Here is a 14895-nt window from a genome sequence, read left to right as displayed (position 1 = left end):
CAGGAGCGGTAACCATCACTTTTTATCCAACATTGGCTTCAGGAAGCGAGCGGTATGCGACTCTTTGTAGTTCGCGACGGTCTCTGGCGTGCCGGAAACCAGGATCTCACCGCCGCCGCTGCCGCCTTCCGGCCCCAGATCGACAATCCAATCTGCGGTTTTAATCACGTCCAGGTTGTGCTCAATCACCACGATGGTGTTGCCCTGATCGCGTAACTGATGCAGAACTGCCAGCAACTGCTGGATATCCGCAAAGTGCAGGCCGGTGGTGGGTTCATCGAGGATATACAGCGTCTGGCCGGTGCCACGTTTCGACAGCTCACGCGCCAGCTTCACGCGTTGCGCTTCGCCGCCGGAAAGGGTGGTGGCCGACTGGCCGAGGCGAATGTAAGACAGCCCTACATCCATCAGCGTTTGCAGCTTGCGCGCCAGCGCTGGCACTGCATCGAAGAAATCACGAGCTTCTTCAATGGTCATTTCCAGCACTTCGTGAATGCTTTTGCCCTTGTACTTCACTTCCAGCGTTTCGCGGTTGTAGCGCTTGCCTCTGCATTGATCGCAAGGCACGTAGATATCCGGCAGGAAGTGCATTTCTACCTTGATCACGCCATCGCCCTGGCAAGCTTCGCAGCGGCCGCCTTTCACGTTAAAGCTGAAGCGGCCCGGCGTATAACCACGGGTGCGCGATTCTGGCACGCCCGCAAACAGCTCACGCACCGGCGTAAAGATGCCGGTGTAGGTCGCTGGGTTAGAACGTGGCGTACGGCCAATCGGGCTCTGATCGATGTCGATCACCTTATCGAAATGCTCCAGCCCGGTGACTTCGCGGTAAGGAGCCGGTTCGGCAATGGTGGCACCATTCAGCTGGCGCTGAGCGATCGGGAACAGGGTGTCGTTGATCAGCGTGGATTTACCGGAGCCGGAAACCCCGGTGATGCAGGTAAACAGCCCAACAGGCAGCGTCAGCGTGACGTCTTTCAGGTTGTTACCGCGCGCACCGCTCAGTTTCAATACCTTGGTCGGATCCGCAGGAACGCGTTCTGCCGGGATAGCAATCTCACGCTTGCCGCTGAGGAACTGGCCGGTCAGCGATCCTGGCTCGGCCATAATGTCGTCAACGGTGCCTTCTGCTACCACATGGCCGCCGTGCACACCGGCACCAGGGCCGATATCGATCACATGGTCTGCGGCGCGGATCGCATCTTCGTCGTGTTCAACCACAATCACCGTGTTACCCAGGTTACGCAAGTGGATCAGGGTTTCCAGTAGGCGTTCGTTATCGCGCTGATGCAGGCCGATGGAAGGCTCATCCAGCACGTACATCACGCCCACCAGGCCCGCGCCGATCTGGCTGGCCAGGCGGATACGCTGTGCTTCACCGCCGGACAGCGTTTCAGCCGAGCGTGACAGTGACAGGTAGTTCAGCCCGACGTTGACCAGGAACTTCAGGCGATCGCCAATCTCTTTCAAGATCTTCTCGGCGATCTTGGCGCGCTGGCCGCTCAGCTTCATATTCTGGAAGAAGGTCATCGCATGGCCGATGCTGAGATCGGAGATCTGCGGCAGGGTGGTGTCTTCCACGAATACGTTACGGGCTTCTTCGCGCAGGCGGGTACCGCTGCACGAGGTGCAAGGGCGATTGCTGATAAACTTCGCCAGCTCTTCGCGCACCGCGCTGGACTCGGTTTCTTTATAGCGGCGTTCCATATTGTGCAGCACGCCTTCAAACGGATGGCGGCGCACGGTGGTGTCACCGCGATCGTTGATGTATTTGAATTCGATGGTTTCTTTGCCGGAACCGCTGAGCACCGCTTTCTGTACGCTGGCATCCAGGCTGTTGAATGGCGCTTCCACGTCGAATTGGTAATGCTCCGCCAGCGAGCGCAGCATCTGGAAGTAATAGAAGTTGCGGCGATCCCAGCCACGGATCGCACCGCCAGCCAGCGAAAGCTCGGGGTTCTGCACGACGCGTTCCGTATCGAAGAACTGCTGTACGCCCAGCCCGTCACAGGTTGGGCAGGCACCCGCCGGGTTGTTGAACGAGAACAGGCGCGGTTCCAGCTCGCGCATGCTGTAGCCGCAGATCGGGCAGGCGAAGTTGGCGGAAAACAGCAGCTCTTCGGCTTTGGCGTCGTCCATATCGGCCACTACCGCTGTGCCACCGGAAAGCTCCAGCGCGGTTTCAAACGACTCTGCCAGGCGCTGTGCCAGATCGTCACGCACCTTGAAACGATCCACCACCACTTCAATGGTGTGCTTTTTTTGCAGTTCCAGCTTGGGAGGATCGGAGAGATCGCACACTTCGCCGTCGATACGCGCGCGGATGTAACCTTGAGTCGCCAGGTTTTCCAGCGTTTTGGTGTGCTCGCCCTTACGATCTTTCACCACCGGAGCCAGCAGCATCAGGCGTTTGCCTTCTGGCTGGTTGAGCACGTTATCCACCATCTGGCTGACCGTCTGCGCCGCTAGCGGAACGTGATGATCCGGGCAGCGTGGTTCGCCGACGCGGGCAAACAGCAGGCGCAGGTAATCGTGGATCTCGGTAATGGTCCCGACGGTGGAACGCGGGTTGTGCGAGGTAGATTTCTGCTCAATGGAGATCGCCGGTGACAGACCTTCAATATGGTCGACGTCCGGTTTTTCCATCAGCGAAAGAAACTGGCGTGCGTAGGCGGAAAGCGACTCGACGTAACGCCGCTGCCCTTCGGCATACAGCGTATCAAAAGCCAGTGAAGATTTGCCGGAACCCGACAGACCGGTGACGACAATCAGCTTGTCGCGCGGGATAGTCAGGTTAATGTTTTTGAGATTATGGGTTCGAGCACCACGAACTTCAATATTGTCCATTTACACTTCCCGTCATGATGATACACCGTGCTTGTCTGGGTTCTTTTGTCGGCAATTATGTGATCTGACGCGCAAAAAAACGGCACAGCCAATACGAAACGCATAATTATGACACAAAATAACCTGAATGAATATCCAGTATATGTATGCAACAAGGTCGAGTGCGGAGACAATTTTGCAGGGTGCTTCGCAGGTATAATCTAAGCAGGTGGCATGCTACAATTTGTGGTTTAGACTACGCAAAATGTGGTTTAAACCCACTTAAATGATTCATCAGGAGATCTAACATGGCCAGCAGAGGCGTAAACAAAGTAATTCTGGTCGGGAATCTGGGCCAAGACCCTGAGGTCCGTTACATGCCTAATGGCGGCGCGGTTGCCAACATTACCCTGGCGACCTCCGAAAGCTGGCGTGACAAGGCTACTGGCGAGCAGAAAGAAAAAACGGAATGGCACCGCGTGGTGCTGTTCGGCAAGCTGGCGGAAGTGGCGGGTGAATACCTGCGTAAAGGTTCTCAGGTTTATATCGAAGGTGCTTTGCAGACCCGTAAGTGGACCGATCAGGCTGGCGTAGAAAAATACACCACCGAAGTCGTGGTTAACGTAGGTGGCACCATGCAGATGCTGGGTGGCCGTCAGGGCGGCGGTGCTCCGGCAGGCGGTGGTCAGCCAGCAGGCGGTCAGCAGGGCGGTTGGGGTCAGCCTCAGCAGCCACAGGGTGGCAACCAGTTCAGCGGCGGCCAGCAGGCGGCTCCGGCTCGTCCGGCACAGAACAGCGCACCAGCCAGCAGCAATGAACCACCAATGGATTTTGATGACGATATTCCGTTCTAGGATTGAACTTAGGCAATATTGTTAAAGTATTTGATATAAAACCCCGATTTTTCGGGGTTTTATATTGTTAGTGCTAATCCGGAGAAGAGGGCAAAATCCCGTTAGATGCCTTCATTGACACTAAGAATAAGTGTTCTTATTATTGTGTTGATAGTTAACACAGGAGGCGTTATGGCCAGAACAACAAGTGTTACGATTGGTGAGCAACTCGATTCGTTTATCAGTCGATTGATAGAGAGCGGCCGTTACGGCTCTGCGAGTGAAGTGATGCGTTCTGCATTGCGCTTGCTGGAACAGCAGGAAGCCAATGATGAAGTTGTTCGTCAGGCTGTTATTGCCGGATTGGAAAGCGCTGAGAGCCATTTGTCACTGCGGGATATTGCAGCACAAAGAAAGCTGAAACATCGTGTATAAACTGAGTGAACTCGCCGTAGAAGACTTCACCGGAATTTATGACTATACGTTTCTTCAATTCGGTGAAGCTCAGGCAGACTACTATACAGATGCCCTTGAGGCATTCTTTGAAACGCTGTCTGGAATGCCGAATATGGGGCGGAACTACCATGCTGTCTCTGGCGTAATGCACATTGAATTTCAGCGACATACTATTTTTTATACTGTTCGTGATAGAGAGATTCTGATTGCGCGTATTTTGCACCAACAGATGAATCATAAACGCCATTTATTGTAATCTACGCACTGTCGCGTTTTACTTGGGATTGTACCAACTCCCTATTTTTCATATGAAATAACCACTCTGTTAAACCCCCCTCAATCGAAGTCGATCCCCCGAAAATGATGTGCCACGTCTAGCCCCTAATTGGCGAGAGGTTGAGATCACCGCTACCTTTAACGGAACTATTACCGGAGAAAACGCATGCTAATCGTCCATCACCTGGAAAACTCGCGCTCGCAGCGCATTTTGTGGTTCCTCGAAGAACTAGGCGTACCCTATCAGGTACAGCGCTATGCGCGTGATAAAACCACAATGCTTGCACCGTCGGAACTGAAAAAAATTCACCCGTTGGGGAAATCACCGGTGATTGCTGATGGCGATCTAACGCTGGCGGAATCCGGCGCCATTATCGAATATCTGCAGGAAGTCTATGATGCACAAGGGTTATTCACCCCCACCGATTTTCATGCCCGCCAGGAGTATCGTTACTGGCTGCATTATGCCGAAGGTTCGCTGATGCCGCTGCTGGTGATGAAACTGGTGTTCAGCCGTTTAGGGCATCCGCCGATCCCGTGGCTGATTCGCCCGGTGGCTGGCGCAATCGGCAAAGGGGTGCAGAAGGAATATCTGGATAAGCAGATCGCTACCCATCGGGCTTATCTGGAGCAGCATTTAAATAAAAGCCTGTGGTTTGTCGGCAATGAATTCAGCGCTGCGGATATTCAGATGAGCTTCCCGGTGGAGGCAATGGCAGGGCGCGGTGGGCTGGAAGGTTGCCCGAAATTGCAGGACTATCTGCAACGTATCCACGCTCGGCCAGCCTATCAGCGGGCGCTGGAACAGGGCGGGCCGCTGAAGATACTCGAGTGAGCACCCGATGCCTTTTTGTATAAATTGTCGCGATCTTTAGTTGATCAGACGGCATGGAAGGCTAGATAATCGTTTGCCTTAAATATACTCGTCATACTTCAAGTTGCAGGTGCGTTGGCTTTCCTCACTCACCCCAGTTACTTACTGGAGTAAGCTCCTGGGGACTCGCTGCGTTGCCGCCTTCGCGCAACTCGAATTATTTAGAGTATAGACCCGCCAGATCTCAAGCCTCGATGTTGTTGGCTTTACTTGGGCTCTGTTGGGTAAAAACCGCCATAAATCACCCACTTCATGCAATAAGAGTTAAACGTTTGCTTTTTTACACGGCGTCTTTTGTGGCGTTCAAGAAGGGTATGGCAGCGAACGTGACGGAAACGGTTTCGTAATGACCATGCATGAGTGGAACAACCAGCCATATTTATACCAGATGTCAATGAAACACAGGGGATAGCAACATGTCGAATTCTCAAGCGAACAACGCCGCGAAACCTAAAGGCGGGCTTGATGCGTATTTTAAACTCTCAGCACGGGGTACCAACGTGCGGCAGGAAGTGGTGGCGGGTTTAACCACTTTCCTGGCGATGGTCTATTCGGTGATCGTGGTGCCCAGCATGTTGGGCAAAGCGGGTTTCCCGCCAACCGCCGTGTTTGTAGCTACTTGCCTGGTGGCGGGTTTGGGTTCTCTGCTGATGGGGTTGTGGGCCAACCTGCCGATGGCGATTGGTTGTGCGATTTCCCTGACCGCTTTTACCGCCTTTAGCCTGGTGCTGGGCCAGCACATCAGTATTCCTGTGGCGCTGGGTGCGGTATTCCTGATGGGGGTGCTGTTCACCATTATCTCTGTGACCGGCATTCGTTCCTGGATCCTGCGTAATTTGCCGATGGGCGTTGCACACGGCACCGGGATTGGTATCGGCCTGTTCCTGCTGTTGATCGCCGCCAACGGTGTCGGTCTGGTAGTGAAGAACCCGCTGGATGGCCTGCCGGTGGCGCTGGGGGCATTCACCTCTTTCCCGGTAGTGATGACGCTGCTGGGGCTGGCCGTGATTTTCGGTTTGGAAAAGCTGCGTGTGCCGGGTGGCATCCTGCTGGTGATTATCGCCATTTCCGTGATCGGCCTGATTTTTGACCCGGCGGTGAAGTATCAAGGGCTGTTCGCCATGCCTAGCCTGGCGGATGCTGACGGCAACTCCCTGATTTTCAGCCTGGATATCATGGGGGCTTTGCAGCCGGTAGTGTTGCCGAGCGTATTGGCGCTGGTGATGACTGCGGTATTCGATGCCACGGGCACCATTCGTGCGGTCGCCGGGCAGGCCAACCTGCTGGATAAAGACGGCCAGATCATCAACGGTGGCAAGGCGCTGACGTCAGACTCCCTGAGCAGCATTTTCTCTGGGCTGGTTGGCGCTGCTCCTGCGGCGGTGTATATCGAATCTGCGGCCGGTACGGCGGCGGGCGGTAAAACCGGCCTGACGGCCACCGTGGTCGGGATCCTGTTCCTGCTGATCCTGTTCCTGTCACCGTTGTCTTATCTGGTGCCGGTGTATGCTACTGCGCCAGCGCTGATGTACGTGGGTTTGCTGATGCTCAGCAACGTCAGCAAGCTGGATTTCGACGATTTTGTTGATGCGATGGCGGGCTTGTTGTGTGCGGTGTTTATCGTGCTGACCTGCAACATCGTAACCGGCATCATGCTGGGCTTCAGCTCCCTGGTGATTGGCCGCATCTTCTCGGGCGAGTGGCGCAGGCTGAACCTCGGTACCGTGTTGATCGCGGTCGCGCTGGTGGCGTTCTATGCCGGTGGTTGGGCTATTTAATCATTTATATGCTCTCTCTTGCGTGAGAGGGCATTCCTCTTCAGATAAGTCTCCTTCTTTCTGTGCTTTGTTTTAAAAGGCATAACAAGCTTTTCCTACTGCGAAAAAAGTGATCTATTATTCGGCATACTTTGCAGTGAGCCTAGGTGTTCTGAACCATAGAGTCTAAGGAAAGCATGGAAATCTTTTTTACAATCCTCATTTTGATCCTGGTGGTTTCCCTTTCTGGGGTCGTGACGCGCATGTTGCCGTTCCAGGTGCCGCTGCCGTTAATGCAGATCGTCATCGGGGCCTTGCTGGCCTGGCCGCATTTTGGCCTGCATGTTGATTTTGATCCTGAACTGTTTCTGGTGCTGTTTATCCCTCCACTGCTGTTTGCTGATGGCTGGAAAACCCCCCTGCGTGAGTTTTTGCATCATGGGCGCGAAATCCTCGGATTAGCGCTGGTTCTGGTGCTGATTACCGTGGTCGGGGTGGGTTATCTCATTTATCTGATGGTGCCAGGGATCCCGCTGGTGGCAGCGTTCGCTCTGGCGGCAGTGTTGTCGCCCACCGATGCCGTGGCGTTGGGGGGGATTGTCGGCAAAGGGCGGATCCCGAAGTCAATCATGGGCGTGCTGGAAGGTGAAGCGCTGATGAACGACGCTTCCGGCCTGGTATCCCTGAAGTTTGCCATCGCGGTAGCCATGGGTACGATGGTGTTTACCGTGGGCGGTGCCACCATGGAGTTCCTGAAGGTGGCCATCGGCGGTTTGCTGGCCGGTGTGGCGGTGACCTGGGTCTACAGTAAATCGCTGCGGGTGATGAGCCGCTGGAGCGGTGATGATCCGGCAACGCAGATCGTCTTCCTATTATTGTTGCCGTTCGCTTCTTATCTGATCGCCGAACATATCGGTGTTTCCGGCATCTTGGCGGCGGTCGCGGCCGGGATGACTATCAGCCAGTCTGGCGTGATCCGCAACGCTCCGCTGGCGATGCGCCTGCGTGCTAACAGCGTCTGGACCATGCTCGAGTTTGTGTTCAACGGGACGGTGTTCATCATGTTGGGGCTGCAACTGCCGGGCATTATCGAGACCTCCATTCTGCAGGCTGAGCTGGATCCGACCATTGAGACCTGGTATCTGTTCACCGACGTGGCGATTATCTACGCTGCGCTACTGATGCTGCGTTTCAGCTGGCTGTGGCTGATGAAAAACGCCAGCAAACGCTTTATGAAAAAACGCCCGTTGCAATTTGGTGATTACAGCACGCGTGATCTGTGGGTGGCGTCATTTGCTGGGGTTCGCGGGGCGATCACGCTGGCGGGCGTGCTTTCTATCCCTCTGTTACTGAGCGATGGCACCGCTTTCCCGGCCCGTTATCAACTGGTGTTTATTGCCACCGGTGTGATTCTGCTGTCGTTGATTATCGGTGTGCTGGTCTTGCCATTGCTGCTGCGTGGTGTGCAGATGGCTGACAAAAGCGTCAGCAAAGATGAAGAGCGCATGGCCATTGCCATCGTGGCGGAAGTGGCGATCGAAAGTATCAACAAGATGGAAGAGCGCTTGGCCGCCGACACCGAAGAAAACTTCGATCCACAGATTCTGAAAGAGGTCAGTTCGCGGGTGATTGGTACGCTGCGGCGGCGTATTGCCAACAAAGATGATATCGAGAACGCGCTGGCGCTGGAAAACCTGGAACGACGTTTCCGCCTGACCGCATTGCGGGCCGAGCGCGGTGAGCTTTATCACCTGCGGGCCACACAGAAGATCAGCAATGAGACGCTGCAAAAACTGCTGCACGATCTCGACTTGCTCGAAGCCTTGCTGATAGAGCGGGAAGGTTAAGAGAGATTACTGGAAGGGCCGCGACGCGGCCCTTCATGCAGCTAACCTTTTAACAGGGCCTCTGCGTCTCGTTCCCCCTCAGCCTTGAACTCCTTACTTTGAATCAGCCTCAATGCCAGATACAGATCGGGAACCAGGATCAGATCGCGCTCGTCACTGCCGGAGCGATGCAGACGGAACCAGCGTGTCAACTCGGTACGCCTGCCCGCGAGTACCAGACTGATCCCGCGCAGTTTAAGCTCCTGCTTCAATTCGTTGATTGCTGCGAGCACGCTGATGTCCGCATGGGTGAAGCTGGCCACCGCGTCAATCACCACCCAACGCGGTTTTGCGGGGCTGCTATCCACCAGATTGGTGATCCGTCGTTTAAAATAGGCCACATTAAAATAGGTCAACGGTGAGTTAAAGCGATACATAATCACCCCGTCGACCGGCTTAATGCCGTTACCGTCAGCAATCGAATGAATCATCCCGTCATCATTCACCCCGAGCAACTGTTCGGTAGGCCGGAACACCGTTTGTAGAAATTGCAGCAGGCCCAGCAGGACCGCCAGCCCGATGCCGGGAATGATCCCCACCAGCAGCACGCTAAGGAAAGTAAACAGCGCCAGATTGAATGCGGAACGATTGCGCTTGCGCAGCCGGAAAATACTGCGCATATCCAGTAACGACCAGGATGCGTAAATCAGCACCACGCCCAGCACCGGTATGGGAATAAATTGCAGCGGCTCGCTGAAGAACAGCACCACCACAGCGATCGCCAGCGCAGCAATCACCGACACCAACTGGCTTTTGCCGCCGTTGGCATCGTTAACCGCGGTACGGGAATTGGCTCCGCTGATAGCAAACCCCTGCGAGAGCGCAGAGACGATATTCACCAACCCCAGCGCACGAAACTCACTGTCGGCATCCACCTCGTAGCCATTTTTGGCCGCAAAGCTGCGCGCGGTGAGCATCATGCTGACAAAGCTGACAACCGCCAGGTTTAACGCGGGGATCACCAGATCGCGCAGCAGCCCTGGTTGAAAATCAGGCCATGACACCATGGGCAAACCGCCACCGGTATAGCCTGATACCGTTTCGATACCAAAGCGCGGCAAGTTCGCCGCCCAGGTTAATGCCGTCGTCAACACCACGGCGAACAGCGGTGCTGGCCAATTTGGCCTGGCATAATGTACGCCAAGCAGGATGAGCAGCGTCAGCAGCGAGATACCCATGGTGGGCCAGTGACTGTTGAGTAGGTTTTCCGGTAGCGCCAGAATGCGTTCAATCAGCTCATTGGAGGGGGAGGGGAAACCAAGCACCTTGCTGATCTGGTTGACGATAATCGTCAGCGCAACGCCGTTCAGCAGTCCATTCAATATCGGGCGCGACAGCAGATCCGCAATGGCTCCCAACCTGAAGCGGCTGGCGATCAGACACCATGTGCCCATCATCAGGGTCATCACGATGGTTAACTGCCAGTGGAGTTCGGTGTTGCCAGCGGCCAGCGGCGTGACAACGGCGGCAATCACCGCACAGGTTGCCGCGTCAGGCCCGACAATCAGTTGCCGCGACGAGCCAAAGATGGCGTAGGCGATCATCGGCAGAATGCAGGAATAAAGCCCGACGATTGCGCTCACACCGGCCAATTCGGCGTAGGCAATCGCCACCGGCAGCGCCACCGCCGCAACGGACAGGCCAGCGCGAATATCAGGTTTCAGCCAACTGCGCTCATAAGCGAGCAGATTCATCAAGCCGGGGGTCAGATTCTGGACGGATTTCCACTGCATATATTTTCCATCAGGCATAAGAATGGGAACGCTGATGTTATGCGGTCTCTTCCATAGGCTGAAGGAGAGTCACCCAGCGTGTTTTTAGGTATTTTCTGCAACCTTTAGCCGAAGTATAGCAGGCGATTTTGAGGTGAATTCCTTGGCGCAACAGGCCGGTTACTGAGTCGCAGGCCAATAGTCGCGGCAGCAGGCAATCCAGGCTTGAGCACTGTGGGAAAGATAACTCCCCTGGCGCCATATTAGCCCCACCCGCCATTCCATGCGTGGCTCCAGCGGCAGCCAAAGCAGGCTGCTCTTATCCAGCCATTGGCACACCGGCTCGGGTAAGGTGGCAATGCCAATGCCCGCCTGCACCATCGAAGCCAGAAAATCCCACTGGCCGCTGCGCACGGCAATCTTGGGCTCGAAGCCTGCCTGATGGAACGCCGCCATCAGCATTTTATACAGCGTAAAATCCTCGTTATAAATCAGGATCGGCCACTCGGCGAGCTCGGTGATATTGATCGTGGTGCGGTTGAGCCAGTGCGCTGTGCGTGGCATCACGACGCACATCGGGTGGCTTAGCAGCGGCAGAAAGGTCAGCGGTTGTTCGGTGCCAGAGGGGCATATCGTCATCGCCAGATCCAACTCGCCAGTCAGCACCGCCTGTTCGACCGACTGGCCACCCAGTTCGGCAATTTTCAGTTCGATGCCGGGATAGGTCTGGCGAAATTGTTTGATCAGCCCAGAGATCTGCCTGCCGACCATCGGCGGGATCCCCAACCGCAGCACGCCTTTTTTCACCGAACTGATGTCTTCCAGTTCAGCCTCTAACTGGCGGAACTCATCCAGAATCGTCAGCCCGCGCTGATAAACCGCCTGCCCGCTGTCGGTGAGATGCAGCTTGCGCCCTTCGCGGATCAGCAGCGTGCATTCCAGTTCTTCTTCCAGATGGCGCAGCATTTTGCTGATGGTTGGCTGGGTGACAAACAGCTTCTCGGCCGCGCGGGTGAAGCTTTGCTGACGAACCACTTCAACGAAATAGCGCAGGGTGCGGACATCCATTTGGGCTCTCCTCAGGGCGTTGCCGTGGGAAACTATTCCTTTACGGCATGATGTTGATGATTTTAATTCATTTCAGGCAGGGTTTCCTCGCTGCGTATACTGTGAACCGTGATTTTTTGTTTGAGGTTGCTGTTATGTACCTGGCGTTACGCCGTACTGCGCCATCTTTGTTAAACCGCTTACAGGTGCCGGTTCAGGTGGTGTTGTATGCCCTGTTATTTCTGCTTGCCGATCAGCTGGTAAAAAGATTCCATCTGCCGCTACCGGCCAATATTGTCGGCATGCTGATGATGCTGGCGCTTATCCTGCTGCGCATTCTGCCGCTGAATTGGGTGAAAGCCGGTGCGCGCTGGTTGCTGGCTGAAATGCTGCTGTTCTTTGTGCCCGCGGTGGTGGCGGTGGTGAACTATGCCCAGTTACTGATGGTAGAAGGCTGGAAAATTTTCCTGGTGATCGCTATCAGCACCATGCTGACGCTGGGAGCCACCGGGCTGGTGGTGGATCGCGTCTACCGTTTTGAGCTTTGGCTGCAACAACGGAAAACGCGCCATGAATGATGTGATCCTCAGCCTTGCCTGCTTTGTAGCGACCTTGGTGCTCTATTTTGCCAATAAGAAACTCTACCACCGCCGCAGAACGCTGCTGCTGATGCCGCTGGTATTAACCCCGATGATTCTGGTGTTGCTGCTGGTGGTGACCCATATCTCGTATCAGGACTACATCGGTGAAACGCACTGGCTGCTGTGGCTGCTTGGCCCGGCGACCATCGCTTTTGCCGTGCCGGTGTATGAAAACCTGCAGATTATCCGCCGCCACTGGCTCTCGCTCAGTGCTGGCGTGTTCACTGCGGTAGGCGTGGCCGTTTGCAGTTCGGTGTGGCTGGCGCGTTGGCTGACTCTGCCAGATGAGGTTCAGCGCAGCCTGGCGGTGCGCTCCATCACCACGCCGTTCGCGCTGGAAGCGGCAAAACAGATGGGGGGCCAGCCGGATCTGGTGGCGCTGTTTGTGGTGATCACCGGCGTATTCGGCATGGCGGTGGGGGATGTGTTGTTCCTGCGGCTTTCGGTGCGCAGCGGTTTGGCAAAAGGGGCTGGGTTTGGTGCTTCATCGCACGGCGCCGGTACTGCCAGAGCCTATGAACTGGGTCAGCAAGAGGGCGTGGTTTCCAGCCTGGTGATGATGCTGGCGGGGGTGATCACCGTGATTGCCGCCCCGTTGATTGGTCGGTTGATGTGGTGATAGCAGCAGGGGGCCGCTCGGCCCCCTGAAGACTCAGCGAGCGGCCTGGATCAGGGCCACCACCAGCGGTGGCAGTTCGCCACGCAGCGCCGCACGTTCCGACTGGAACAGCGTAGCGGCATAAAAACGGTGCCCCGGCAGTTCTATCGAACGCACATCCCCTTCGGAGTCGTGGCCGCTGACGATCAGCGGGTGCTGCTCCAAGTCGGCAACAAACTCAGGGTTCACGCCAAAGTTACAGCGGTAACCTTCGTGCGTTTCCAGTTTGCCATAGGCGCGGGCGATCAGCGTTTCCGGCTGGAACAGGATGGTGCCGGTTTGTTCGACCAGCGAACAGCTCAGCGGGGCGATCACCAACCGGCCACCCTGATCGGTTTCCGCATGTCCGGCATCGTGCCAGCCCATCACATTGCGGGCATATTCCACAATCGCATACTGAAAGCCGCCGCAAGATCCCAGGAACGGCACATTCTGTTCACGGGCATAGCGGATGGCCATAAAAGCGCCATCATCAGAGCGATAGGGGCTACCAGGCACCACCCAGATCGCATCATAGCCCTGCAATACCGAGGTTTCGGTAAGGGTTTCTGTGGCAAGCCACTGGAATTGAAGATCGATATCGAGGTGTGAGGCAGTAAGTTGCAGAGCGACGGGGATAGCTTGGTGGGCAACAGCTTCTGGTTTGTAATCACCGACCAGAGCAAGACGAACCTGAGTTTTCATCATTTCCTTTTCCTGTGCGGGTAAAAAAGGAGGTTACAGCAAAGTTAAAATCTGTTCAGCGGGTTTTTCGACGAGGAGCACAAAATGCCTGAGAGGGAGAAAATACTGGGGCGCGGTTGGTTGCACCCCAGAATGTGATGCTCAATACAGCGAAGGCGATCCTTCCGGGCGCGTCTTGAAGCGGCGGTGCAGCCACAGATACTGCTCTGGCGCACGCATGATCTCTTTTTCCACCACCTTGTTAATGTAGGTTGCGGCGGCAATTTCATCGTCGATAGGGTAGCCTTCCAGCGCGGGTTGGATCAGCAGATCGTAACCGCGGCCCTCAGGGCGACGAATCAGCACTACCGGCAGCAATGCTGGCTTGGCCAAGCGCATCAGCATAAAAGTACCGCTGGTGGTGGCGGCCTGCTCGACCGCAAACAGCGGAGCAAATACGCTGCCGCGCGGGCCGTAATCCTGGTCTGGCGCGAACCAGACGGCTTCGCCGCGTTTCAGGGCATTCACCATACCGCGCAGGTCTTTGCGATCCAGCATCGCCTTGTTGGAGCGCATACGGCCTTTGGTTTGCGCCCATTCCATGGCTTTATTGTTGTGCGGACGATACATCGCCATCATCGGCTGACACAGGCCCATCGCCCTGCCACCGAGCTCCAGCGACATAAAATGCACACCAATCACCAGCACGCCGCGATTGTTCTGCTGCGCGGCTTGCAGATGTTCGAGGCCGGAAACGCTAAACCAGCGCTTGACGCGTTGGTCGGGCCAGAACCAGGCCATACCGGTTTCCATCAGGCCCATGCCGAGGGATTCAAAATTACCGACCACCTGGCGCTCGCGTTGTTCTGCACTCATCTCTGGGAAGCACAGTTCAAGATTACGGCGAGCGATGGTGACGCGGCGCTTCAGGAAGCGCATGGAAGTGCGGCCCATCCACATACCGAGCTTGTGCAGTACTGGGTAGGGGAGTTGCACCAGCAGGAACAGAACACCCAAGCCAAACCAGGTCAGCCAGTAGCGTGGGTGCAGAAAAGCACGTTGGAATTTTTGCGGGGGCTTCATCATTAACTCATTATGCGATTGGGTACGGAAACCTGTAACGCATAAAGAAGCGACTCAATAGCGGTACAAGGTTCAGACAGCCAGTCATAGCGATCGTTTAGCCAACTTATGGAATTAGCGAAATATTTACACTCGGGGGCCAGAAAGCACGCATAACCCGACGTATTTCGCGGAGCCATAAAT

General features: G+C 55.6%; 13 protein-coding genes. 8 read left to right on the top strand and 5 right to left on the bottom strand.

All coding sequences use genetic code 11. The features are described 5' to 3' along the window. Positions 1-15 precede the first annotated feature (15 nt). Entirely contained in the window at positions 16-2847 is a 2832-nt protein-coding gene (gene uvrA / locus ACX1CU_RS21580; RefSeq protein WP_459400260.1) for an excinuclease ABC subunit UvrA, read from the bottom strand. Positions 2848-3134: 287 nt separating this feature from the next. Between uvrA and ssb1 the strand changes: the two genes are divergently transcribed. The 6 genes from ssb1 (at position 3135) to ACX1CU_RS21550 (ending at position 8869) form a co-directional block, all read left to right on the top strand. After that, positions 3135-3680, top strand: a complete 546-nt coding sequence (ssb1, locus tag ACX1CU_RS21575) for a single-stranded DNA-binding protein SSB1 (RefSeq protein ID WP_459400259.1) — start codon at positions 3135-3137, stop codon at positions 3678-3680. Between the two features lie 171 nt (positions 3681-3851). Then, positions 3852-4094, top strand: coding sequence for a type II toxin-antitoxin system ParD family antitoxin (locus ACX1CU_RS21570; RefSeq protein WP_459400258.1), 243 nt, complete (start codon positions 3852-3854; stop codon positions 4092-4094). Continuing rightward, positions 4087-4371 carry a type II toxin-antitoxin system RelE/ParE family toxin gene (locus ACX1CU_RS21565; RefSeq protein WP_459400257.1) on the top strand — a complete coding sequence of 95 codons (285 nt, stop codon included), beginning with the start codon at positions 4087-4089 and terminating at the stop codon, positions 4369-4371. The genes ACX1CU_RS21570 and ACX1CU_RS21565 overlap by 8 nt, the downstream gene beginning before the upstream one ends. Before the next feature lie 186 nt (positions 4372-4557). Then, a complete protein-coding gene (locus ACX1CU_RS21560; protein WP_459400256.1) occupies positions 4558-5226 on the top strand; it encodes a glutathione S-transferase family protein in 669 nt (222 codons plus the stop codon). 455 nt (positions 5227-5681) lie between these two features. After that, a complete protein-coding gene (locus ACX1CU_RS21555; RefSeq protein WP_459400255.1) occupies positions 5682-7043 on the top strand; it encodes an NCS2 family permease in 1362 nt (453 codons plus the stop codon). Positions 7044-7219: 176 nt separating this feature from the next. Further along, positions 7220-8869: a Na+/H+ antiporter gene (locus ACX1CU_RS21550; RefSeq protein WP_459400254.1), complete on the top strand. Its 1650-nt coding sequence runs from the start codon at positions 7220-7222 to the stop codon at positions 8867-8869. Between the two features lie 41 nt (positions 8870-8910). On the opposite strand, the gene ACX1CU_RS21545 is transcribed toward ACX1CU_RS21550, so the two are convergent. Together ACX1CU_RS21545 and ACX1CU_RS21540 are read right to left on the bottom strand one after the other, a co-directional pair. Then, positions 8911-10641, bottom strand: a complete 1731-nt coding sequence (locus ACX1CU_RS21545) for a SulP family inorganic anion transporter (RefSeq protein ID WP_459400253.1) — start codon at positions 10639-10641, stop codon at positions 8911-8913. Positions 10642-10800: 159 nt separating this feature from the next. Further along, entirely contained in the window at positions 10801-11688 is an 888-nt protein-coding gene (locus tag ACX1CU_RS21540) for a LysR substrate-binding domain-containing protein (protein ID WP_459400252.1), read from the bottom strand. Positions 11689-11822: 134 nt separating this feature from the next. Between ACX1CU_RS21540 and ACX1CU_RS21535 the strand changes: the two genes are divergently transcribed. Beyond that, positions 11823-12245 carry a CidA/LrgA family protein gene (locus ACX1CU_RS21535; RefSeq protein WP_459400251.1) on the top strand — a complete coding sequence of 141 codons (423 nt, stop codon included), beginning with the start codon at positions 11823-11825 and terminating at the stop codon, positions 12243-12245. Beyond that, positions 12238-12927 carry an LrgB family protein gene (locus ACX1CU_RS21530; protein WP_459400250.1) on the top strand — a complete coding sequence of 230 codons (690 nt, stop codon included), beginning with the start codon at positions 12238-12240 and terminating at the stop codon, positions 12925-12927. The genes ACX1CU_RS21535 and ACX1CU_RS21530 overlap by 8 nt, the downstream gene beginning before the upstream one ends. A gap of 33 nt (positions 12928-12960) precedes the next feature. Here ACX1CU_RS21530 and ACX1CU_RS21525 read toward each other — a convergent pair whose 3' ends face one another. Beyond that, on the bottom strand, positions 12961-13653 hold the full coding sequence (locus ACX1CU_RS21525) for a CTP synthase C-terminal region-related (seleno)protein (RefSeq protein WP_459400249.1): 693 nt from the start codon (positions 13651-13653) through the stop codon (positions 12961-12963). A gap of 138 nt (positions 13654-13791) precedes the next feature. Beyond that, the gene (lpxP, locus tag ACX1CU_RS21520) at positions 13792-14712 is read right to left on the bottom strand and encodes a kdo(2)-lipid IV(A) palmitoleoyltransferase (RefSeq protein ID WP_459402879.1); all 921 of its coding nucleotides are present in this window, start codon (positions 14710-14712) and stop codon (positions 13792-13794) included. Positions 14713-14895: the final 183 nt, after the last annotated feature.

Source organism: Serratia sp. D1N4, from assembly GCF_054552755.1.
This window is presented reverse-complemented; position numbering and strand designations above follow the sequence as displayed.

Excerpts from the sequence above, each read along its gene's own strand:
- uvrA (WP_459400260.1), bottom strand. The coding sequence starts at position 2,847 with ATGGACAATATTGAAGTTCGTGGTGCTCGAACCCATAATCTCAAAAAC.
- ssb1 (WP_459400259.1), top strand. The coding sequence starts at position 3,135 with ATGGCCAGCAGAGGCGTAAACAAAGTAATTCTGGTCGGGAATCTGGGC.
- ACX1CU_RS21570 (WP_459400258.1), top strand. The coding sequence starts at position 3,852 with ATGGCCAGAACAACAAGTGTTACGATTGGTGAGCAACTCGATTCGTTT.
- ACX1CU_RS21560 (WP_459400256.1), top strand. The coding sequence starts at position 4,558 with ATGCTAATCGTCCATCACCTGGAAAACTCGCGCTCGCAGCGCATTTTG.
- ACX1CU_RS21555 (WP_459400255.1), top strand. The coding sequence starts at position 5,682 with ATGTCGAATTCTCAAGCGAACAACGCCGCGAAACCTAAAGGCGGGCTT.
- ACX1CU_RS21550 (WP_459400254.1), top strand. The coding sequence starts at position 7,220 with ATGGAAATCTTTTTTACAATCCTCATTTTGATCCTGGTGGTTTCCCTT.
- ACX1CU_RS21545 (WP_459400253.1), bottom strand. The coding sequence starts at position 10,641 with ATGCAGTGGAAATCCGTCCAGAATCTGACCCCCGGCTTGATGAATCTG.
- ACX1CU_RS21540 (WP_459400252.1), bottom strand. The coding sequence starts at position 11,688 with ATGGATGTCCGCACCCTGCGCTATTTCGTTGAAGTGGTTCGTCAGCAA.
- ACX1CU_RS21535 (WP_459400251.1), top strand. The coding sequence starts at position 11,823 with ATGTACCTGGCGTTACGCCGTACTGCGCCATCTTTGTTAAACCGCTTA.
- ACX1CU_RS21530 (WP_459400250.1), top strand. The coding sequence starts at position 12,238 with ATGAATGATGTGATCCTCAGCCTTGCCTGCTTTGTAGCGACCTTGGTG.
- ACX1CU_RS21525 (WP_459400249.1), bottom strand. The coding sequence starts at position 13,653 with ATGATGAAAACTCAGGTTCGTCTTGCTCTGGTCGGTGATTACAAACCA.
- lpxP (WP_459402879.1), bottom strand. The coding sequence starts at position 14,712 with ATGAAGCCCCCGCAAAAATTCCAACGTGCTTTTCTGCACCCACGCTAC.